16 protein-coding genes are annotated in these 13,821 nt (G+C 69.7%); 11 read left to right on the top strand and 5 right to left on the bottom strand.

Annotated features, from left to right (window positions below; genetic code table 11):
• Positions 1-65: 65 nt before the first annotated feature.
• Positions 66-470 carry a hypothetical protein gene (locus tag AC4FS1_RS11725; protein ID WP_491155209.1) on the bottom strand — a complete coding sequence of 135 codons (405 nt, stop codon included), beginning with the start codon at positions 468-470 and terminating at the stop codon, positions 66-68.
• 80 nt (positions 471-550) lie between these two features.
• Between AC4FS1_RS11725 and AC4FS1_RS11720 the strand changes: the two genes are divergently transcribed.
• The 4 genes from AC4FS1_RS11720 (at position 551) to AC4FS1_RS11705 (ending at position 3,142) form a co-directional block, all read left to right on the top strand.
• Positions 551-895 carry an ArsR/SmtB family transcription factor gene (locus tag AC4FS1_RS11720; RefSeq protein WP_491155207.1) on the top strand — a complete coding sequence of 115 codons (345 nt, stop codon included), beginning with the start codon at positions 551-553 and terminating at the stop codon, positions 893-895.
• Positions 896-954: 59 nt separating this feature from the next.
• Entirely contained in the window at positions 955-1,932 is a 978-nt protein-coding gene (locus AC4FS1_RS11715) for an SRPBCC family protein (RefSeq protein WP_491155205.1), read from the top strand.
• A gap of 157 nt (positions 1,933-2,089) precedes the next feature.
• The gene (locus tag AC4FS1_RS11710; protein WP_491155203.1) at positions 2,090-2,584 is read left to right on the top strand and encodes a hypothetical protein; all 495 of its coding nucleotides are present in this window, start codon (positions 2,090-2,092) and stop codon (positions 2,582-2,584) included.
• Positions 2,585-2,689: 105 nt separating this feature from the next.
• Positions 2,690-3,142 carry a hypothetical protein gene (locus AC4FS1_RS11705; protein WP_491155201.1) on the top strand — a complete coding sequence of 151 codons (453 nt, stop codon included), beginning with the start codon at positions 2,690-2,692 and terminating at the stop codon, positions 3,140-3,142.
• Positions 3,143-3,165: 23 nt separating this feature from the next.
• On the opposite strand, the gene AC4FS1_RS11700 is transcribed toward AC4FS1_RS11705, so the two are convergent.
• The 4 genes from AC4FS1_RS11700 to AC4FS1_RS11685 form a co-directional block, all read right to left on the bottom strand.
• Positions 3,166-3,927 carry an ABC transporter permease gene (locus AC4FS1_RS11700; RefSeq protein ID WP_491155199.1) on the bottom strand — a complete coding sequence of 254 codons (762 nt, stop codon included), beginning with the start codon at positions 3,925-3,927 and terminating at the stop codon, positions 3,166-3,168.
• Between the two features lie 10 nt (positions 3,928-3,937).
• Positions 3,938-4,723 (bottom strand): ABC transporter ATP-binding protein, encoded by a 786-nt coding sequence (locus tag AC4FS1_RS11695; protein ID WP_491155197.1) that lies wholly within the window; start codon positions 4,721-4,723, stop codon positions 3,938-3,940.
• A 113-nt stretch (positions 4,724-4,836) separates the two neighbouring features.
• Entirely contained in the window at positions 4,837-5,199 is a 363-nt protein-coding gene (locus AC4FS1_RS11690) for a DUF1048 domain-containing protein (protein ID WP_491155195.1), read from the bottom strand.
• A 2-nt stretch (positions 5,200-5,201) separates the two neighbouring features.
• Positions 5,202-5,531 carry a PadR family transcriptional regulator gene (locus AC4FS1_RS11685; protein WP_491155193.1) on the bottom strand — a complete coding sequence of 110 codons (330 nt, stop codon included), beginning with the start codon at positions 5,529-5,531 and terminating at the stop codon, positions 5,202-5,204.
• 189 nt (positions 5,532-5,720) lie between these two features.
• Between AC4FS1_RS11685 and AC4FS1_RS11680 the strand changes: the two genes are divergently transcribed.
• From AC4FS1_RS11680 to AC4FS1_RS11650, 7 genes are all read left to right on the top strand, one after another.
• A complete protein-coding gene (locus AC4FS1_RS11680; RefSeq protein ID WP_491155191.1) occupies positions 5,721-5,870 on the top strand; it encodes a hypothetical protein in 150 nt (49 codons plus the stop codon).
• A complete protein-coding gene (gene kdpF, locus AC4FS1_RS11675; RefSeq protein WP_491155189.1) occupies positions 5,867-5,956 on the top strand; it encodes a K(+)-transporting ATPase subunit F in 90 nt (29 codons plus the stop codon). Before AC4FS1_RS11680 ends, kdpF begins: the two co-directional genes overlap by 4 nt.
• Before the next feature lie 8 nt (positions 5,957-5,964).
• Positions 5,965-7,638 (top strand): potassium-transporting ATPase subunit KdpA, encoded by a 1,674-nt coding sequence (kdpA, locus tag AC4FS1_RS11670; protein WP_491155718.1) that lies wholly within the window; start codon positions 5,965-5,967, stop codon positions 7,636-7,638.
• Positions 7,638-9,860: a potassium-transporting ATPase subunit KdpB gene (kdpB, locus tag AC4FS1_RS11665; protein WP_491155187.1), complete on the top strand. Its 2,223-nt coding sequence runs from the start codon at positions 7,638-7,640 to the stop codon at positions 9,858-9,860. Before kdpA ends, kdpB begins: the two co-directional genes overlap by 1 nt.
• 18 nt (positions 9,861-9,878) lie before the next feature.
• Positions 9,879-10,490 (top strand): K(+)-transporting ATPase subunit C, encoded by a 612-nt coding sequence (gene kdpC / locus AC4FS1_RS11660; RefSeq protein ID WP_491155185.1) that lies wholly within the window; start codon positions 9,879-9,881, stop codon positions 10,488-10,490.
• Between the two features lie 116 nt (positions 10,491-10,606).
• The gene (locus AC4FS1_RS11655; protein ID WP_491155183.1) at positions 10,607-13,123 is read left to right on the top strand and encodes a DUF4118 domain-containing protein; all 2,517 of its coding nucleotides are present in this window, start codon (positions 10,607-10,609) and stop codon (positions 13,121-13,123) included.
• On the top strand, positions 13,120-13,794 hold the full coding sequence (locus AC4FS1_RS11650) for a response regulator (protein ID WP_491155181.1): 675 nt from the start codon (positions 13,120-13,122) through the stop codon (positions 13,792-13,794). The genes AC4FS1_RS11655 and AC4FS1_RS11650 overlap by 4 nt, the downstream gene beginning before the upstream one ends.
• Positions 13,795-13,821 lie beyond the last annotated feature (27 nt).

Here is a 13,821-nt window from a genome sequence, read left to right as displayed (position 1 = left end):
GAAGGGTTTTCGGGGATGCCGGACGCCTTCAGTCTAGTTGCGCCAGGGCGGCCGGCTCCTCCGCGTCAGTAGAGGATCTGGAAGCCGGTGGGAAGGCCGATCGTCAGACTCACCAGCAGCGACACGATGCCCGCGATGAATCCCGCCGCGGCGAGTTCCCGGTGGCGGCGCGCGTTCAGCGAGATGATCCCGCAGACGAACGAGACCGCCGCGAGAGCCCACACGGCCAGCTGCGCGGGAGTGCTGAGCTCTCCCAGATACACGCCGCCGAGGATGAGGATGCTGAAATACCACGCCAGCACGATCACCGCACTGACCAGCGCGATCCACGACGCGACCCGGACATCGCCCTTCGGGAGGTTCTGGTCGGCAGCGGGGGCGGGCATGGTGCGACCCGGCCGGAGCGGGTCGGGGAGGCCATCGTCGGCGAAGCGATCTTTCGCGCGGCCTCCGACGTTGTCACCGGTCATGAGGGCAGGCTACCGGGCGTGCCTGGGTGAGGCGAAGATGCTCTTGACGGCGACCACCCCCGCCGCTAACCTACAACCAAATGGTTGTACAAAGTGAACTCGATGACGCAGCGGTGGACCGGATCTTCCGGGCCCTCGCCGACGCCACGCGGCGCGACATCCTGCGCCGTACCCTGACCGGCGAACAGTCCGTGTCGGCGCTCGCCGCCGGCTACGACATGAGCTTCGCCGCCGTCCAGAAGCACGTCGCCGTGCTGGAGACGGCTCGCCTCATCGTGAAGCGGGCCGAAGGAAGGGAGCGCCTCGTGCGCGCCGATCCGGAGACGATCGCCCGAGCCCGTCGGCTGCTCGCCGAGTACGAGCAGCTGTGGCGCTCCCGCATCGACCGCCTCGATGACCTGCTGCGGGAGGACCCCGCGACCTGACCGATGCTGCGGCCCTCAGCGAGGCGCTGCAGCATCCACCCGCTCTGAAGGAGACTGTCATGCCCGTCACATCCGTGACCACCGATCCCGAAGCCCTCACGATGACCCTCCTGGCCGACTTCCCCGTCGGCCCCGAGCGACTGTGGAAGGCCTTCACCGATCCCCGCCAGCTCGAGCGGTTCTGGGGCCCCCCGGGATACCCGGCGACGTTCGACGAATTCGACTTCACGCCTGGCGGGGTCGCGAACTACGTGATGACGGGCCCGCGCGGAGACGTCTCGCGAGGACGCTGGGAGTTCCTCTCCATAGATGCCCCGGCCGGGTACGAGGTGCTCGACGCGTTCGCGGACGAGTCGGGCGCAGCATCCGCTGACATGCCCACCTCCCGCATGGCCTTCGCGATCGCGGCGACCCCCGAAGGGTCGCGCCTCACGTGCGTCACGCACTTCCCCTCGACCGAGGCGCTCGAGCAGCTGGTGGCGATGGGCATGGTCGAGGGCGCGACGATGGCGATGAGCCAGCTCGACGCCGTGCTGCGCGATCTGGGCGACTATGCGCGCGGGCGGGGAACCGAGCTCGAGATCCTCGACGACACCCACGTGCGCATCACCCGACTCATCCAAGGTCCGCGCGAGCTGGTGTGGCGCGCGCACCACGACCCCGAGCTTCTCAAGCGGTGGCTGCTGGGGCCGGACGGGTGGACGATGCCCGTCGCGGAGGTGGACAGCTCCGTGGGCGGGCACTACCGGTACGAATGGGAACCGGCGCCCGGGACGCCGGGGGAGAGGTTCGGCTTCGAGGGCGAGACGCTCCTCTCCGATCCTCCCCGCCGCGCGGTGACCACGGAGCGCATGATCGGCATGGAGGGGGAGGGCACCGTCAACGACCTGTCGCTCTACGAGGAGGACGGCGTGACGCTCCTGACCCTGCTGATCGAGTATCCGGACAAGGACACCCGCGACATCATCCTCGCCACCGGCATGGTCGACGGCATGGAGACCAGCTACGCCCGCCTGGAGTCGCTCGTCCTGGCCTGACACCCGTGTCGACTCGCCACATTCCGTCCGGATTCGGCCCGATATGGCGCGGATTGTGGCGAGTCGACGAGAGGGTTGCGTGAGGATTGCCTCGGGCGCCGTATGAGAAGCGCAAGGATGCGGGAGCGGCCGGGCGGGGCGGCGTAGACCGGTCGCTGTGACCCTCACCACCCTCCTCCCCACGCTGCGCGACAGCATCCCCGCACCCTTCGATCGCACTGCCTGGCCGGCCGGTGCGCGCGCCGGGATCGACGATGTGACGGTGTCGGCGATCTCGCTAACGCGGTACGCCGAGATCTGCGGGACGCCGTGCGTCTGCACCGGCCCCGCCGTCATCCCCTTCTCCGGAGGGACGGCGTCACCCACCGACAGCGCCACGGTCGTCGTCGCGCGCGTGGTGGCCACGGACGACCGCACCATCCGCATCGACGCTTGCCTGTCTCCCGTCCATCCGGTGTGGCGGGAGGCTCGCCTGCTGGGCCGCGTGTCGCACGCGCGTGACGTGTCGCTGGCGGTGTGGGATGCGGACGCGGACGAGCCGTCCGCCAGCGTCGTCCTGCCCGGCGACGTGCGCGTGGGCGATGTCATCGCGGTGCCCTGCCCCGGCGGACACTCCGTGGGCGAGGTTCGCGTTCCCCGCGGGGAGCGCTGACATGGCCGTCCGCGCCCTCGTTCTCTCGCGGTGCGCACGCGTGGAGGCGACGTACGCCGCGGGATATCCCGAGCTCGAGGAGCGGGCGGATGCGGAGGACCTCGCATGAACAGCGACACCGACCTGGCATGCCTCCGCGTCGCCGATCTGGTGCCGGGCACGCTCCGCGCCGACTTCGATGCCCGTCACACCCCCCGCACGCGCGCACTCCGCTCTCGCCTTCACCAGGCGATGGCCGAGCTGTCGGTCGAGCTGCACGCACGGCTGGACGTCCGCCGGGTGATCGCCGTCGTCTGGACCGGTGCCCGGGACGCCACGCCCCACGAGCGCGAACTGGCCGTGGCGGCGGCGGAGAACCTCCACGCCCGGAGCGAGATGGTCCGCGGGGAGCCGCTCTCGCTGGCTCTCATCTTCGCCGACGACGACGCGTCAGCCGACCGGCTGGACCAGTGTCTCCGCACCGATGCGCGGGCCGTCCCCGATGGCGTCTCGGCGATGTCGTGGGTCGACGCCTGCACGTGGGGAATCCCCGCCTGCGCCGCCGCCAACCGGATCTGATCCGACGAGGGGGACGTGGTGGGTCAGGCCGCCTTCCGCCGGTAGATCCGCAGCGCGAGAAAGAAGGCCACCACGAGGATGCCGAGGCACCAGGCCAGGGCGATCCAGATGTCTGCACCGACCGGGCGCTGCGCGAACAGGTCGCGGGTGGAATTGACGATGGACGTGACCGGCTGGTTCTCGGCGAACCAGCGCACGGGGCCGGGCATCGTGTCGGTGGGAACGAACGCCGAGCTGATGAACGGAAGGAAGATCAGCGGGTAGGAGAACGCGCTCGCGCCGTCCACCGTCTTCGCCGACAGGCCGGCGATGACCGCGATCCAGGTCAGCGCGAGGGTGAACAGGAGCAGCATCCCCGTCACGGCGAGCCACGCCAGCACGCCTGCTCCCGACCGGAAGCCCAGCAGCAGCGCGACGGCGACCACGATGACGAGGGAGGTCGCGTTCGCCACCAGCGAGGTCAGGACATGACCCCACAGGACCGACGACCGGGCAATGGGCATCGACTGGAAGCGCTCGAAGATTCCGCCCTGCAGATCGAGGAACAGCCGGTACGCGGTGTACGCGATGCCGGATGCGACGGTGATGAGGAGGATGCCGGGGAGCATGTAGTCGATGTAGGACTGCGTGCCGGTGTCGATCGCCCCGCCGAAGACGTAGACGAACAGCAGCATCAGTGCGATCGGGGTGACCGCCGTCGTGATGATGGTGTCCGGACTCCGCAGGATGTGGCGCAGCGATCTCCCGGTGAGCACGGCGGTGTCGCCGAAGAAGTGGTTGGTCATGGGGTGCTCCTCAGTCGCGGGCCGGATCGGCGGTGGGCGGCGTGCGGTGGGTGCCGCCGACGATGGCGAGGAAGATCTCCTCGAGTGTGGGTTGCTTCTCGACGTACTCCACGGTCGCGGGAGGAAGGAGCGCCTTCAGCTCCGCGAGAGTGCCGTTCGCGATGATCCGGCCCTCGTGGAGGATCGCGATGCGATCCGCGAGATGCTCGGCCTCGTCGAGGTACTGCGTCGTCAGCAGCACGGTGGTGCCTCCGGCGGCGAGTTCCCGCACGGCGCGCCACACCTCGATGCGGGCCTCGGGATCAAGGCCCGTCGTGGGTTCGTCCAGGAAGATCACCGGCGGGCGGCCGATCAGGCTCATGGCGATGTCGAGCCGACGACGCATGCCTCCCGAGTAGGTCGATGCCCTGCGCGACCCTGCGTCGGTGAGCTGGAAGCGCGCGAGCAGGTCGTCGGCGATGCGCCCGGGGTCTTTCTGGTGCCGGAGCCGCGCCACGAGCACGAGGTTCTCGCGGCCGGTGAGCACCTCGTCGACGGCGGCGAACTGGCCCGTGAGGCTGATCGAAGAACGGACCCCGGCCGGCTCTGTGAACACGTCGCGCCCGTCGATGAGGGCCGAGCCGGCGTCGGCGGAAAGCAGCGTGGCGAGGATCTTCACGATCGTCGTCTTTCCGGCGCCGTTGGAACCGAGGAGAGCGAAGATGCTGCCGCGGGTGACGTCGAGGTCGACGCCGCGGAGGACGGACACGTCGCCGAAGGCCTTTTCCAGGCCTCGGACGTGGATGGCGGTTGTCATGGTGGCTTCCTTGAACGTTGGTGGAGGTGCTGTCGAAGGGCGCACGAGGCCATCGCCTCGAGCCGTGGGGCCGAGGGCGTGTCGTGCAGGGTGTCAGGCGACGCGCGCGCTGGTCAGGGCGTCTGCTCCCGATCGGCCGTGTCGATGGCTTTCTCGAGGCGGGACTGTTCGGTACGGATCCAGCTCCCGCCGCCGTAGTTCTGCATGAACGTGTCGGCGAAGGCGACAGGGTCGCTGCCGACGACATCGCGGATCGGGATGCCGCTGGCCGCGCTCTGCTCGAAGAGGTCGCCGAGGTCGTCGAGCATCGCGATGAGGCTGGCGCCGTCGTTACTCGGGCCCAGATGCAGCAGGTAGCGCTCGAGGGCGGCCGCGGCGTGACGGTAAGGACCCGGAAGGTGCCGGACGCGCGCCTTGTAGGCCAGGTACCGCTTCTTCTGCCCCAGGTCGCCGATGATCTTCTCGTACCAGGCCATGGTCAGTCTCCTTCCTCGCGGAGCTGTTCCAGCCGTTCGGCGAGAAAACCCCAGGTCTTCCAGAATTCGGCGAGCTGCTCCCGCCCCGTGGTGTTGAGCGTGTAGACCTTCCGCGGCGGCCCCTTCTCGGAGGGGACCTTCTCTACGTCGACCAGTCCGCGTTGCTCGATGCGGACGAGGAGTGCGTAGATCGTCCCCTCGGCGATGTCGGTGAAACCCCGCTCACGCAGCCCCGCGGTGATCTCGTACCCGTACGCGGATCGTCGTGCGAGCACCGCGAGGACGATCCCCTCGAGGACGCCCTTGAGCATCTCGGTGTCCGGTTTGCCCATGACGCCCCCTCTCCGCTACTCAGTGTCGCTGGGTACCGGTACATAGTAACGCCGAGTACCAGCACATAGCAACACTAGGTACGGCTTCTACCGACCCGGTGTCAGCGTGCTGTGAGAGTCCGTTCGTCATTCGTATGGAAATCGTTAGGACGACGGTGTGTGCACCCCTTGCCGGTGTTGCATCGGAGCGTGGCCCGGCGTGCTGGGCCATCCGCGTTCCAGCCGTCGCGCGGTCCCTACCCGTCCGGAGTCCTCGTGCTCGATCTGATCTATGTCGCCGCCACCATCGCGATCTTCGCCGTGATCGGCCTCGTCGCCAAGGGGGTCGAGAAGCTGTGACCGTCATCTCACTGCTGGCCGCCGCGCTCGCGGTCGCTGCCCTCGTGTACCTCGTCGTCGCCCTCGTCCGTCCGGAGAAGTTCTGATGAGCGCGATGGACATCTGGTTCGCGGTCCTCCAGGCGGGCACGCTGGCGCTGGCACTGGCGGTGGCCTACCGCCCGCTGGGCGATTACATCGCCCGCATCTACACCTCGTCGAAAGACCTCGCTGTCGAACGCGGAACCTATCGGCTGATCGGAGTCGACTCCCGGTCGACCCAGACCTGGCAGGCCTACCTCCGTGGCGTGCTGCTGTTCTCGCTCGTGGGTGTGCTCGCCGTTTACGGGCTCCAGCGACTGCAGGAGTTCCTCCCTTACGCGCTGGGCCTGCCGGCTCCGAGCGAACACCTGTCCTTCAACACGGCCGTCTCGTTCGTGACGAACACGAACTGGCAGTCGTACTCGCCCGAGTTGACGCTCGGCTACACCGTGCAGTTCGCCGCGCTCGCGGTGCAGAACTTCGTCTCGGCTGCGGTCGGCATCGCCGTGGCGATCGCGCTCGTCCGCGGCTTCGCCTCCCGCCGCTCCGGGACGATCGGCAACTTCTGGGTCGACCTCGTGCGGGGAACGTATCGCCTGTTGCTGCCGTTCGCGGTCGTGGCTGCGGTCGTGCTTCTCGCCGGCGGGGTCGTGCAGAACTTCGCGGGCTTCACCGACGCCACCACGGTCGCCGGTGCGGCGCAGTCGATTCCGGGAGGACCGGTGGCCTCCCAGGAGGCGATCAAGCTGGTCGGCACCAACGGCGGCGGCTTCTTCAACACCAACTCGGCGCATCCGTTCGAGAACCCCACACCGTGGACGAGTCTCTTCCAGGTGTTCCTCATGCTCGTGATCCCGTTCGCGATGCCGCGCGCCTTCGGCAGGATCGTCGGCGACAACCGGCAGGGCTACACGATCGTCGGCGTGATGGCCGCGATCTTCCTCGCCTCCCTGGTGCTGGCGACGTGGGCCGAGGCTTCGGCCGGCGGTGCGGCGCCGCAGCTGGCCGGAGGCGTGATGGAGGGGAAGGAAGTGCGGTTCGGCCTCTTCGGTTCGACCCTCTTCGATTCCACATCGACCCTCACCTCCACCGGCGCGGTGAACTCGATGCTCGACAGCTACACGGCGCTGGGCGGGATGCTGCCGATGATCAACATGATGCTCGGCGAGATCGCGCCCGGTGGCGTCGGTGCCGGGCTCTACGGGATGCTCGTCGTCGCCGTCATCGCGGTATTCGTGGGCGGGCTGCTCATCGGCCGCACCCCCGAGTACCTCGGCAAGAGCATCGGTCCGCGGGAGATCAAGCTCGCGAGCCTCTACATCCTCGTGACGCCCCTCCTCGTGCTCGCCGGAACCGCGCTGAGCTTCGCCATCCCGCCCGTCCGCGCCGACGTCGAGGCGACGTCGATCTGGAATCCCGGGGTGCACGGGTTGAGCGAGGTCCTCTACGCCTTCACCTCGGCCGCCAACAACAACGGGTCGGCCTTCGCCGGGCTCACGGCCAACACCCCGTGGTTCAACACCGCGCTGGGCGTGGCGATGCTCCTCGGCAGGTTCGTGCCCATCGTGCTGGCGCTCGCCCTGGCGGGTTCGCTTGCCGCGCAGGACAAAGCCCCGGCCACCGCCGGAACGCTGCCCACCCACCGGCCGCAGTTCGCGGGCCTCCTCGGCGCCGTGGCGATCCTCGTCACCGCTCTCACCTACTTCCCGGTCCTCACGCTCGGACCCCTCGCTGAAGGACTTTCCTGATGTCCACCACCATCCCCGAAGACGTTTCGTCGCGCCCCGCATCCGGTTCGCCGGTCGCTGAGCCTGTCGCGCGGCCCGGCGTGCCGCAGCGCGCCTTCGGCGCATCGCAGATCGTCGGCGCCCTTCCCGGTGCACTGCGCAAACTGAACCCGGCTGCGCAGTGGCGCAATCCCGTCATGTTCCTCGTGTGGGTCGGTGCCGCCCTGACGACGCTCATCGCCATCGTCGAGCCCTTCCTCGGCGGGGCGGAAGCCTCGGGCGGCGCCAGCGTGCCCGCCGGCTTCACGTGGGGCATCGCGGTCTGGCTGTGGCTCACGGTCCTGTTCGCGAATATCGCCGAGGCAGTGGCCGAGGGGCGCGGTAAGGCTCAGGCGGCCACGCTGCGCAAGACCCGCACCACCACGATCGCCCGCCGCGTGTCGGGATACGACTCGGTCAAGGATGCCGCGGCGACCACCGCCGCCGTCGACGACGTCCCCTCGGCCGATCTCACGCTCGGCGACGTCGTGGTGGTCGAGGCGGGCGAGCTCATCCCCGGCGACGGCGACATCGTCTGGGGCATCGCCACCGTGGACGAATCGGCGATCACGGGCGAGTCCGCGCCCGTCGTCCGGGAGTCCGGCGGCGACCGCAGCGCCGTCACCGGCGGCACCCGCGTGCTCTCCGACCGCATCGTCGTGCGGATCACCTCGAAGCCCGGCGAGACCTTCGTCGACCGGATGATCGCGCTGGTCGAGGGTGCTTCGCGCCAGCGCACACCCAACGAGATCGCGCTCAACATCCTCCTGGCGAGCCTGTCGATCGTGTTCGTCGTGGTCGTGCTGGTGCTGAACCCGATCGCCTCTTACGCCGCATCCCCCGTGTCGATCCCCGTGCTCATCGCCCTCCTGGTGTGCCTCATCCCGACCACCATCGGGGCGCTGATGAGCGCCATCGGCATCGCCGGGATGGATCGTCTCGTCCAGCGGAACGTCCTGGCGATGTCGGGCCGGGCCGTGGAGGCGGCGGGCGATGTCACCACCCTGCTGCTGGACAAGACCGGCACGATCACCTACGGCAACCGGCGGGCGTCGGAGTTCATCCCCGTGGGCGGCCCTGACGGCTCGACCGGCTCGGCGACCGCCGTCGAAGAACTCGCCCGCGCCGCATCCCTGTCGTCGCTCGCGGACCCCACCCCCGAGGGGACCTCGATCGTGGAGCTCGCTGCCGCCGGCGGCATCGTGGCCGAGATGCCGCGGGATTCCGTCGCAGTGCCCTTCACCGCGCAGACACGCATGAGCGGCCTCGACCTCCCCGACGGGACGGAGGTGCGCAAGGGCGCCGGAGCCGCGGTTCTGGCGTGGCTGGAAGCGGCCGGAGCGGGCGTCTCACCGCAGGTGGGCGCGCAGCTGATGAGCGAGACCGACGCGATCGCCGCGTCCGGCGGGACGCCGCTCGTGGTGGCCACTCTCCGTCCCGACGCCTCGACCGGCTCACCGACCGGGCGCGTGCTCGGCGTCGTGCACCTCAAAGACGTCGTCAAAGAGGGTCTGCGCGAGCGTTTCGCCGAACTGCGCGCGATGGGCATCCGCACGGTCATGATCACGGGAGACAACCCGCTCACCGCCAAGGCGATCGCCGCGGAGGCGGGCGTGGATGACTACCTCGCCGAGGCCACACCGGAGGACAAGCTCGCCCTGATCACTCGCGAGCAGGAAGGCGGAAACCTCGTCGCGATGACCGGTGACGGCACGAACGACGCGCCCGCGCTTGCGCAGGCCGACGTGGGCGTGGCGATGAACACCGGCACGTCGGCTGCGAAGGAGGCCGGCAACATGGTCGACCTCGATTCGGACCCGACGAAGCTCATCGACATCGTCCGCATCGGCAAGCAGCTGCTGATCACCCGCGGCGCGCTCACGACCTTCTCCCTCGCGAACGATATCGCCAAGTACTTCGCCATCATCCCGGCCATGTTCATGGGGGTGTTCCCCGGTCTGGCGGCACTGAACATCATGCAGTTGTCGTCGCCGGCATCCGCGGTGACGAGCGCCATCATCTTCAACGCCCTCGTGATCATCGTGCTCATCCCCCTGGCGCTCCGCGGCGTGAAATACCGCGCGGCCAGCGCGTCGCGCATCCTCAGCCGCAACCTGCTCATCTACGGGCTGGGCGGCGTGATCGCACCCTTCCTCGGAATCAAGCTCATCGACCTCGTCGTGAGCCTCATTCCGGGCTTCTGAATCCAAGGAGACATCGTCATGTCGAACACCCGCACCACCCTGCGCACCACCGGCGTCGCCGTTCGCGCGATGCTCGTCTTCACCGCCGTGCTCGGGGTCGGCTACCTGCTGCTGATCACCGCGATCGGCCAGCTCGTCTTCCCCGCCCAAGCCAACGGCTCCCTCGTGCGCGACGCCGAGGGCGGCGTGGTGGGGTCATCGCTCATCGGGCAGGGATGGACCGACGCCGACGGTGAACCGCTGCCCGAATACTTCCAGTCGCGCCCGTCCGCCGCAGGCGACGGATACGACGGTGGCGCCTCGAGCGGCTCGAACCTCGGACCGAACAACGCCGACCTCGTGGATGCGATCGCCGAACGCCAAGCGGCGATCTCCGCCTCCGACGGTGTGCCGCGTGCGGAGATCCCGGCCGACGCCGTCACGGCATCCGGCTCGGGGCTCGACCCCGACATCAGCGTCGCGTACGCCACCGTGCAGGCGGAGCGCGTCGCCGAGGCCCGCGGCATCCCGGTGGAAGAGGTCCGCGACCTCGTACAGACGCACGTGAAGCCGCGCGACCTCGGCTTCCTCGGTGCCGAACGCGTGAACGTGCTGGAGCTGAACCTCGCACTGGACGCCCTCGGAGGCTGACAGACTTCCGCCATGGCCTCCCATCCCGATCCCCGAGCGGTTGCGCCGCACCACTGTGCGGCGTGCCCGGCGATCGGCCCGCACCGCAGTGCGGGTGAGCGGTGGGGGGCCTTGTCGTGAAGAGGGGGAGGCTGCGGGTGCTGCTGGGCGCGGCGCCCGGCGTCGGCAAGACGTACGAGATGCTCGGGGAGGGCCGGCGGCTGCAGGCCGATGGCCGGGACGTGGTCATCGCGATCGTCGAGACCCACGGCCGCAGTGCGACGGCAGCGCAGGCGGAGGGGCTCCCGGTCATCCCTCGGCGCGTGGTGGAGCACCGCGGCGTCACGCTGGAGGAAATGGATGTCGACGCGGTCCTCGCGCGCCGACCCGACCTCGCGCTGGTGGACGAGCTCGCCCACACCAACGCACCCGGCTCCCGTAACGGCCAGCGGTGGGCCGACGTCGAGGAGATCCTCGCGGCGGGGATCGACGTCATCACCACCGTCAACGTGCAGCACATCGCCTCTCTCCGCGATGTGGTGGAGCAGATCACCGGCGTCGTGCAGCGCGAGACAGTCCCGGATGGCGTCGTCCGCGGCGCCGACCAGATCGAGGTCGTCGACCTTGCCCCGCAGTCGCTGCGCGACCGTCTCTCGGCCGGTGTCGTCTACCCGGCCGAGCGGATCGACGCCGCCCTGTCGAACTACTTCCGCCTGGGAAACCTCACCGCCCTCCGCGAACTCGCGCTGCTGTGGCTGGCCGACGAGGTGGACAGCGCGCTGCGGACGTATCGCGCGGATCATGGCATCGAAGGGTCGTGGCAGGCGCGGGAGCGCGTCGTCGTCGCCCTGACCGGCGGACCGGAAGGCGAGACGCTGCTGCGTCGGGGCGCGCGGATCGCCGCCCGATCGGCGGGCGGCGAACTGCTCGCTGTCCACGTCTCCAGCCAGGACGGGCTGCGCTCCGCCGTTCCCGGAGCGCTGACCGCGCAGCGAGCCCTCGTCGAATCGCTCGGCGGCACCTACCACCAGGTCGTCGGCGACGACATCGCGCGCGCCCTGGTCGGGTTCGCCCGTTCGGTCAACGCCTCCCAGCTCGTCATCGGGGTGAGCCGTCGCGGACGCCTGGCCGCGGCGCTGACCGGTCCTGGTATCGGCGCCACCGTCATCCGGGAGTCCGGCGACATCGACGTGCACATGGTGACGCACTCCGCCGCCGGGGGGCGCCTGGCGCTCCCGCGGCTCCGGGGCGGTGCGCTCAGTGTCAAGCGCCGCATCCTCGGCTTCGTCGTCGCCCTCGTCGGCGGACCGCTCCTGTCGTGGCTGCTGTACGCCGCCGGCGGCCCCGGCTCCCTCACATCCGATGTGCTCGCCTATCAGCTGCTCGTCGTGGTGGCGGCCCTGGTCGGCGGTATCTGGCCGGCGGTGTTCGCGGCCGTCCTCTCCGGCCTCACCCTCGACTTCCTGTTCATCGACCCGATGTTCTCCGTCGAGATCGCCGATCCCGCGCACGCGCTGTCGATCGTCCTGTACGTCGTGATCGCGATCCTGGTGAGCCTCGTCGTCGACCAGGCGGCTCGGCGTCAACGCGCGGCGCGACGGGCGTTGGCAGAATCCGAAGTGCTCGCCACGGTGGCGGGCAGCGTTCTGCGGGGCGAGAGCGCCGTTCCTGCGCTGGTGACGCGGGTGCGTGAGGCGTTCGGCTTCTCGGGCGTGCGCCTCCTCGCCGCCGACGGAACGGTGCTCGCCACCGACGGCGAGCCGGTGCGCGACGAGCGTGCCGTGCATCTTCCCGTCGGCCCGGCCGATGCCCCTCGTGCGACGCTCGAACTGCACGGCGGAGAGCTCGATGCGTCCGGTCGACGGCTCCTGGATGTCATCGTCGCCCAGCTCGGCGCCGCGCTCGAGCGCACCGTCCTGGCCGAATCGGCGCGCGAGGCCGGTGTGCTCGCCGAGACCGACCAGGTGCGAAGCGCCCTCCTCTCCGCGGTGAGCCACGACCTGCGCCGGCCGCTGGCCGCCGCCGTCGCGGCACTCGGCGGGCTGCGCGCCGCGGACGGTCACCTCTCCGACGACGATCGGCGGGAACTCCTCGCGACCGCCGACGAGAGCCTTGCGACCCTGTCGACCCTCGTCACCGACCTGCTCGACGTGAGCCGGGTTGAGGCCGGCGTGCTGGGGGTGTCCCTCGGGCCGGTGGATGCGGCGGGAGTGATCCTCTCCGCGGTCGACGAGCTGCACTTCGGACCCGATCAGGTCGATCTCGCCCTCGACCCCGACCTCCCCCTCGTTCTGGCAGATCCCGTGCTGCTGCAGCGCGTGCTCGTGAATGTGCTCGCCAACGCCCACCGCCATGCCCCCGCCGGCACGCGCGCCCGCATCGCCACGAGTCGTCTGGGCGGCACGGTGGAGATCCGCGTGGTGGACTCGGGAACCGGGGTTCCGCCCGAGCGCCGCGGCGACATGTTCGCCCCGTTCCAGCGCCTCGGCGACACGGACAACACGACAGGCCTCGGCCTCGGCCTCGCCCTCTCGCGCGGTTTCACGGAAGGGATGGGCGGCACCCTCACCCCCGAAGACACTCCAGGAGGCGGCCTGACGATGGTCATCTCCCTGCCGGCGGCGGACGGCCCACGTGAGGATGAACCCCGATGAAGATCCTCCTTGCCGACGACGATCCGCAATTGGTCCGCGCTCTGCGGATCACCCTTGCGGCGCACGGGTACGACGTGGTCACCGCTCCCGATGGGGCCGCGGCGATCACGGTGGCGGCGCAGGAGCGTCCCGACGTCGTGGTGCTCGACCTCGGGATGCCGCGCCTGGACGGGGTGCGGGTCATCCAGGCGCTGCGGGGCTGGACGGATGCACCGATCCTCGTGGTGTCGGGACGGACGGGGTCGGCCGACAAGGTGGAGGCTCTCGACGCGGGCGCCGACGACTACGTGACGAAGCCGTTCCAGATCGACGAGCTTCTCGCGCGACTGCGGGCGTTGTCGCGACGGACGACCGCCGCATCCGCCGACCCGGTCGTCGCGTTCGGGGACGTGGTCGTGGATCTGACCGCCCGCGTCGTCACTCGGGACGGCGTCCGCGTTCGTCTCACGCCGACCGAGTGGCGGATGCTGGAATTCCTCGCCCGCCACCCGGGCACGCTCGTGACGCGCCAGACCCTGCTGAAGGAACTGTGGGGCAGCGAGCAGGTGTCGGACTCGGGATACCTGCGGTTGTACGTGTCGCAGCTGCGGAAGAAGCTCGAGCCCGAGCCGGCGCACCCCCGGTACCTGCTGACCGAGCAGGGGATGGGCTACCGCCTCCTCACCGACTGACCCCCCGGTCGAGTCACCACGTTCTGT

Source organism: Microbacterium sp. Z12_35 (assembly GCF_058310475.1).
The sequence above is the reverse complement of the archived record's forward strand: the minus strand, read 5'-3'. Positions and strand labels throughout refer to the sequence as shown.

Bases quoted from the DNA above. Each gene is read 5' to 3' on its own strand.
- AC4FS1_RS11725 (WP_491155209.1), bottom strand. From the start codon at position 470: ATGACCGGTGACAACGTCGGAGGCCGCGCGAAAGATCGCTTCGCCGAC.
- AC4FS1_RS11720 (WP_491155207.1), top strand. From the start codon at position 551: ATGGTTGTACAAAGTGAACTCGATGACGCAGCGGTGGACCGGATCTTC.
- AC4FS1_RS11715 (WP_491155205.1), top strand. From the start codon at position 955: ATGCCCGTCACATCCGTGACCACCGATCCCGAAGCCCTCACGATGACC.
- AC4FS1_RS11705 (WP_491155201.1), top strand. From the start codon at position 2,690: ATGAACAGCGACACCGACCTGGCATGCCTCCGCGTCGCCGATCTGGTG.
- AC4FS1_RS11700 (WP_491155199.1), bottom strand. From the start codon at position 3,927: ATGACCAACCACTTCTTCGGCGACACCGCCGTGCTCACCGGGAGATCG.
- AC4FS1_RS11695 (WP_491155197.1), bottom strand. From the start codon at position 4,723: ATGACAACCGCCATCCACGTCCGAGGCCTGGAAAAGGCCTTCGGCGAC.
- AC4FS1_RS11690 (WP_491155195.1), bottom strand. From the start codon at position 5,199: ATGGCCTGGTACGAGAAGATCATCGGCGACCTGGGGCAGAAGAAGCGG.
- AC4FS1_RS11685 (WP_491155193.1), bottom strand. From the start codon at position 5,531: ATGGGCAAACCGGACACCGAGATGCTCAAGGGCGTCCTCGAGGGGATC.
- kdpA (WP_491155718.1), top strand. From the start codon at position 5,965: ATGGACATCTGGTTCGCGGTCCTCCAGGCGGGCACGCTGGCGCTGGCA.
- kdpB (WP_491155187.1), top strand. From the start codon at position 7,638: ATGTCCACCACCATCCCCGAAGACGTTTCGTCGCGCCCCGCATCCGGT.
- kdpC (WP_491155185.1), top strand. From the start codon at position 9,879: ATGTCGAACACCCGCACCACCCTGCGCACCACCGGCGTCGCCGTTCGC.
- AC4FS1_RS11650 (WP_491155181.1), top strand. From the start codon at position 13,120: ATGAAGATCCTCCTTGCCGACGACGATCCGCAATTGGTCCGCGCTCTG.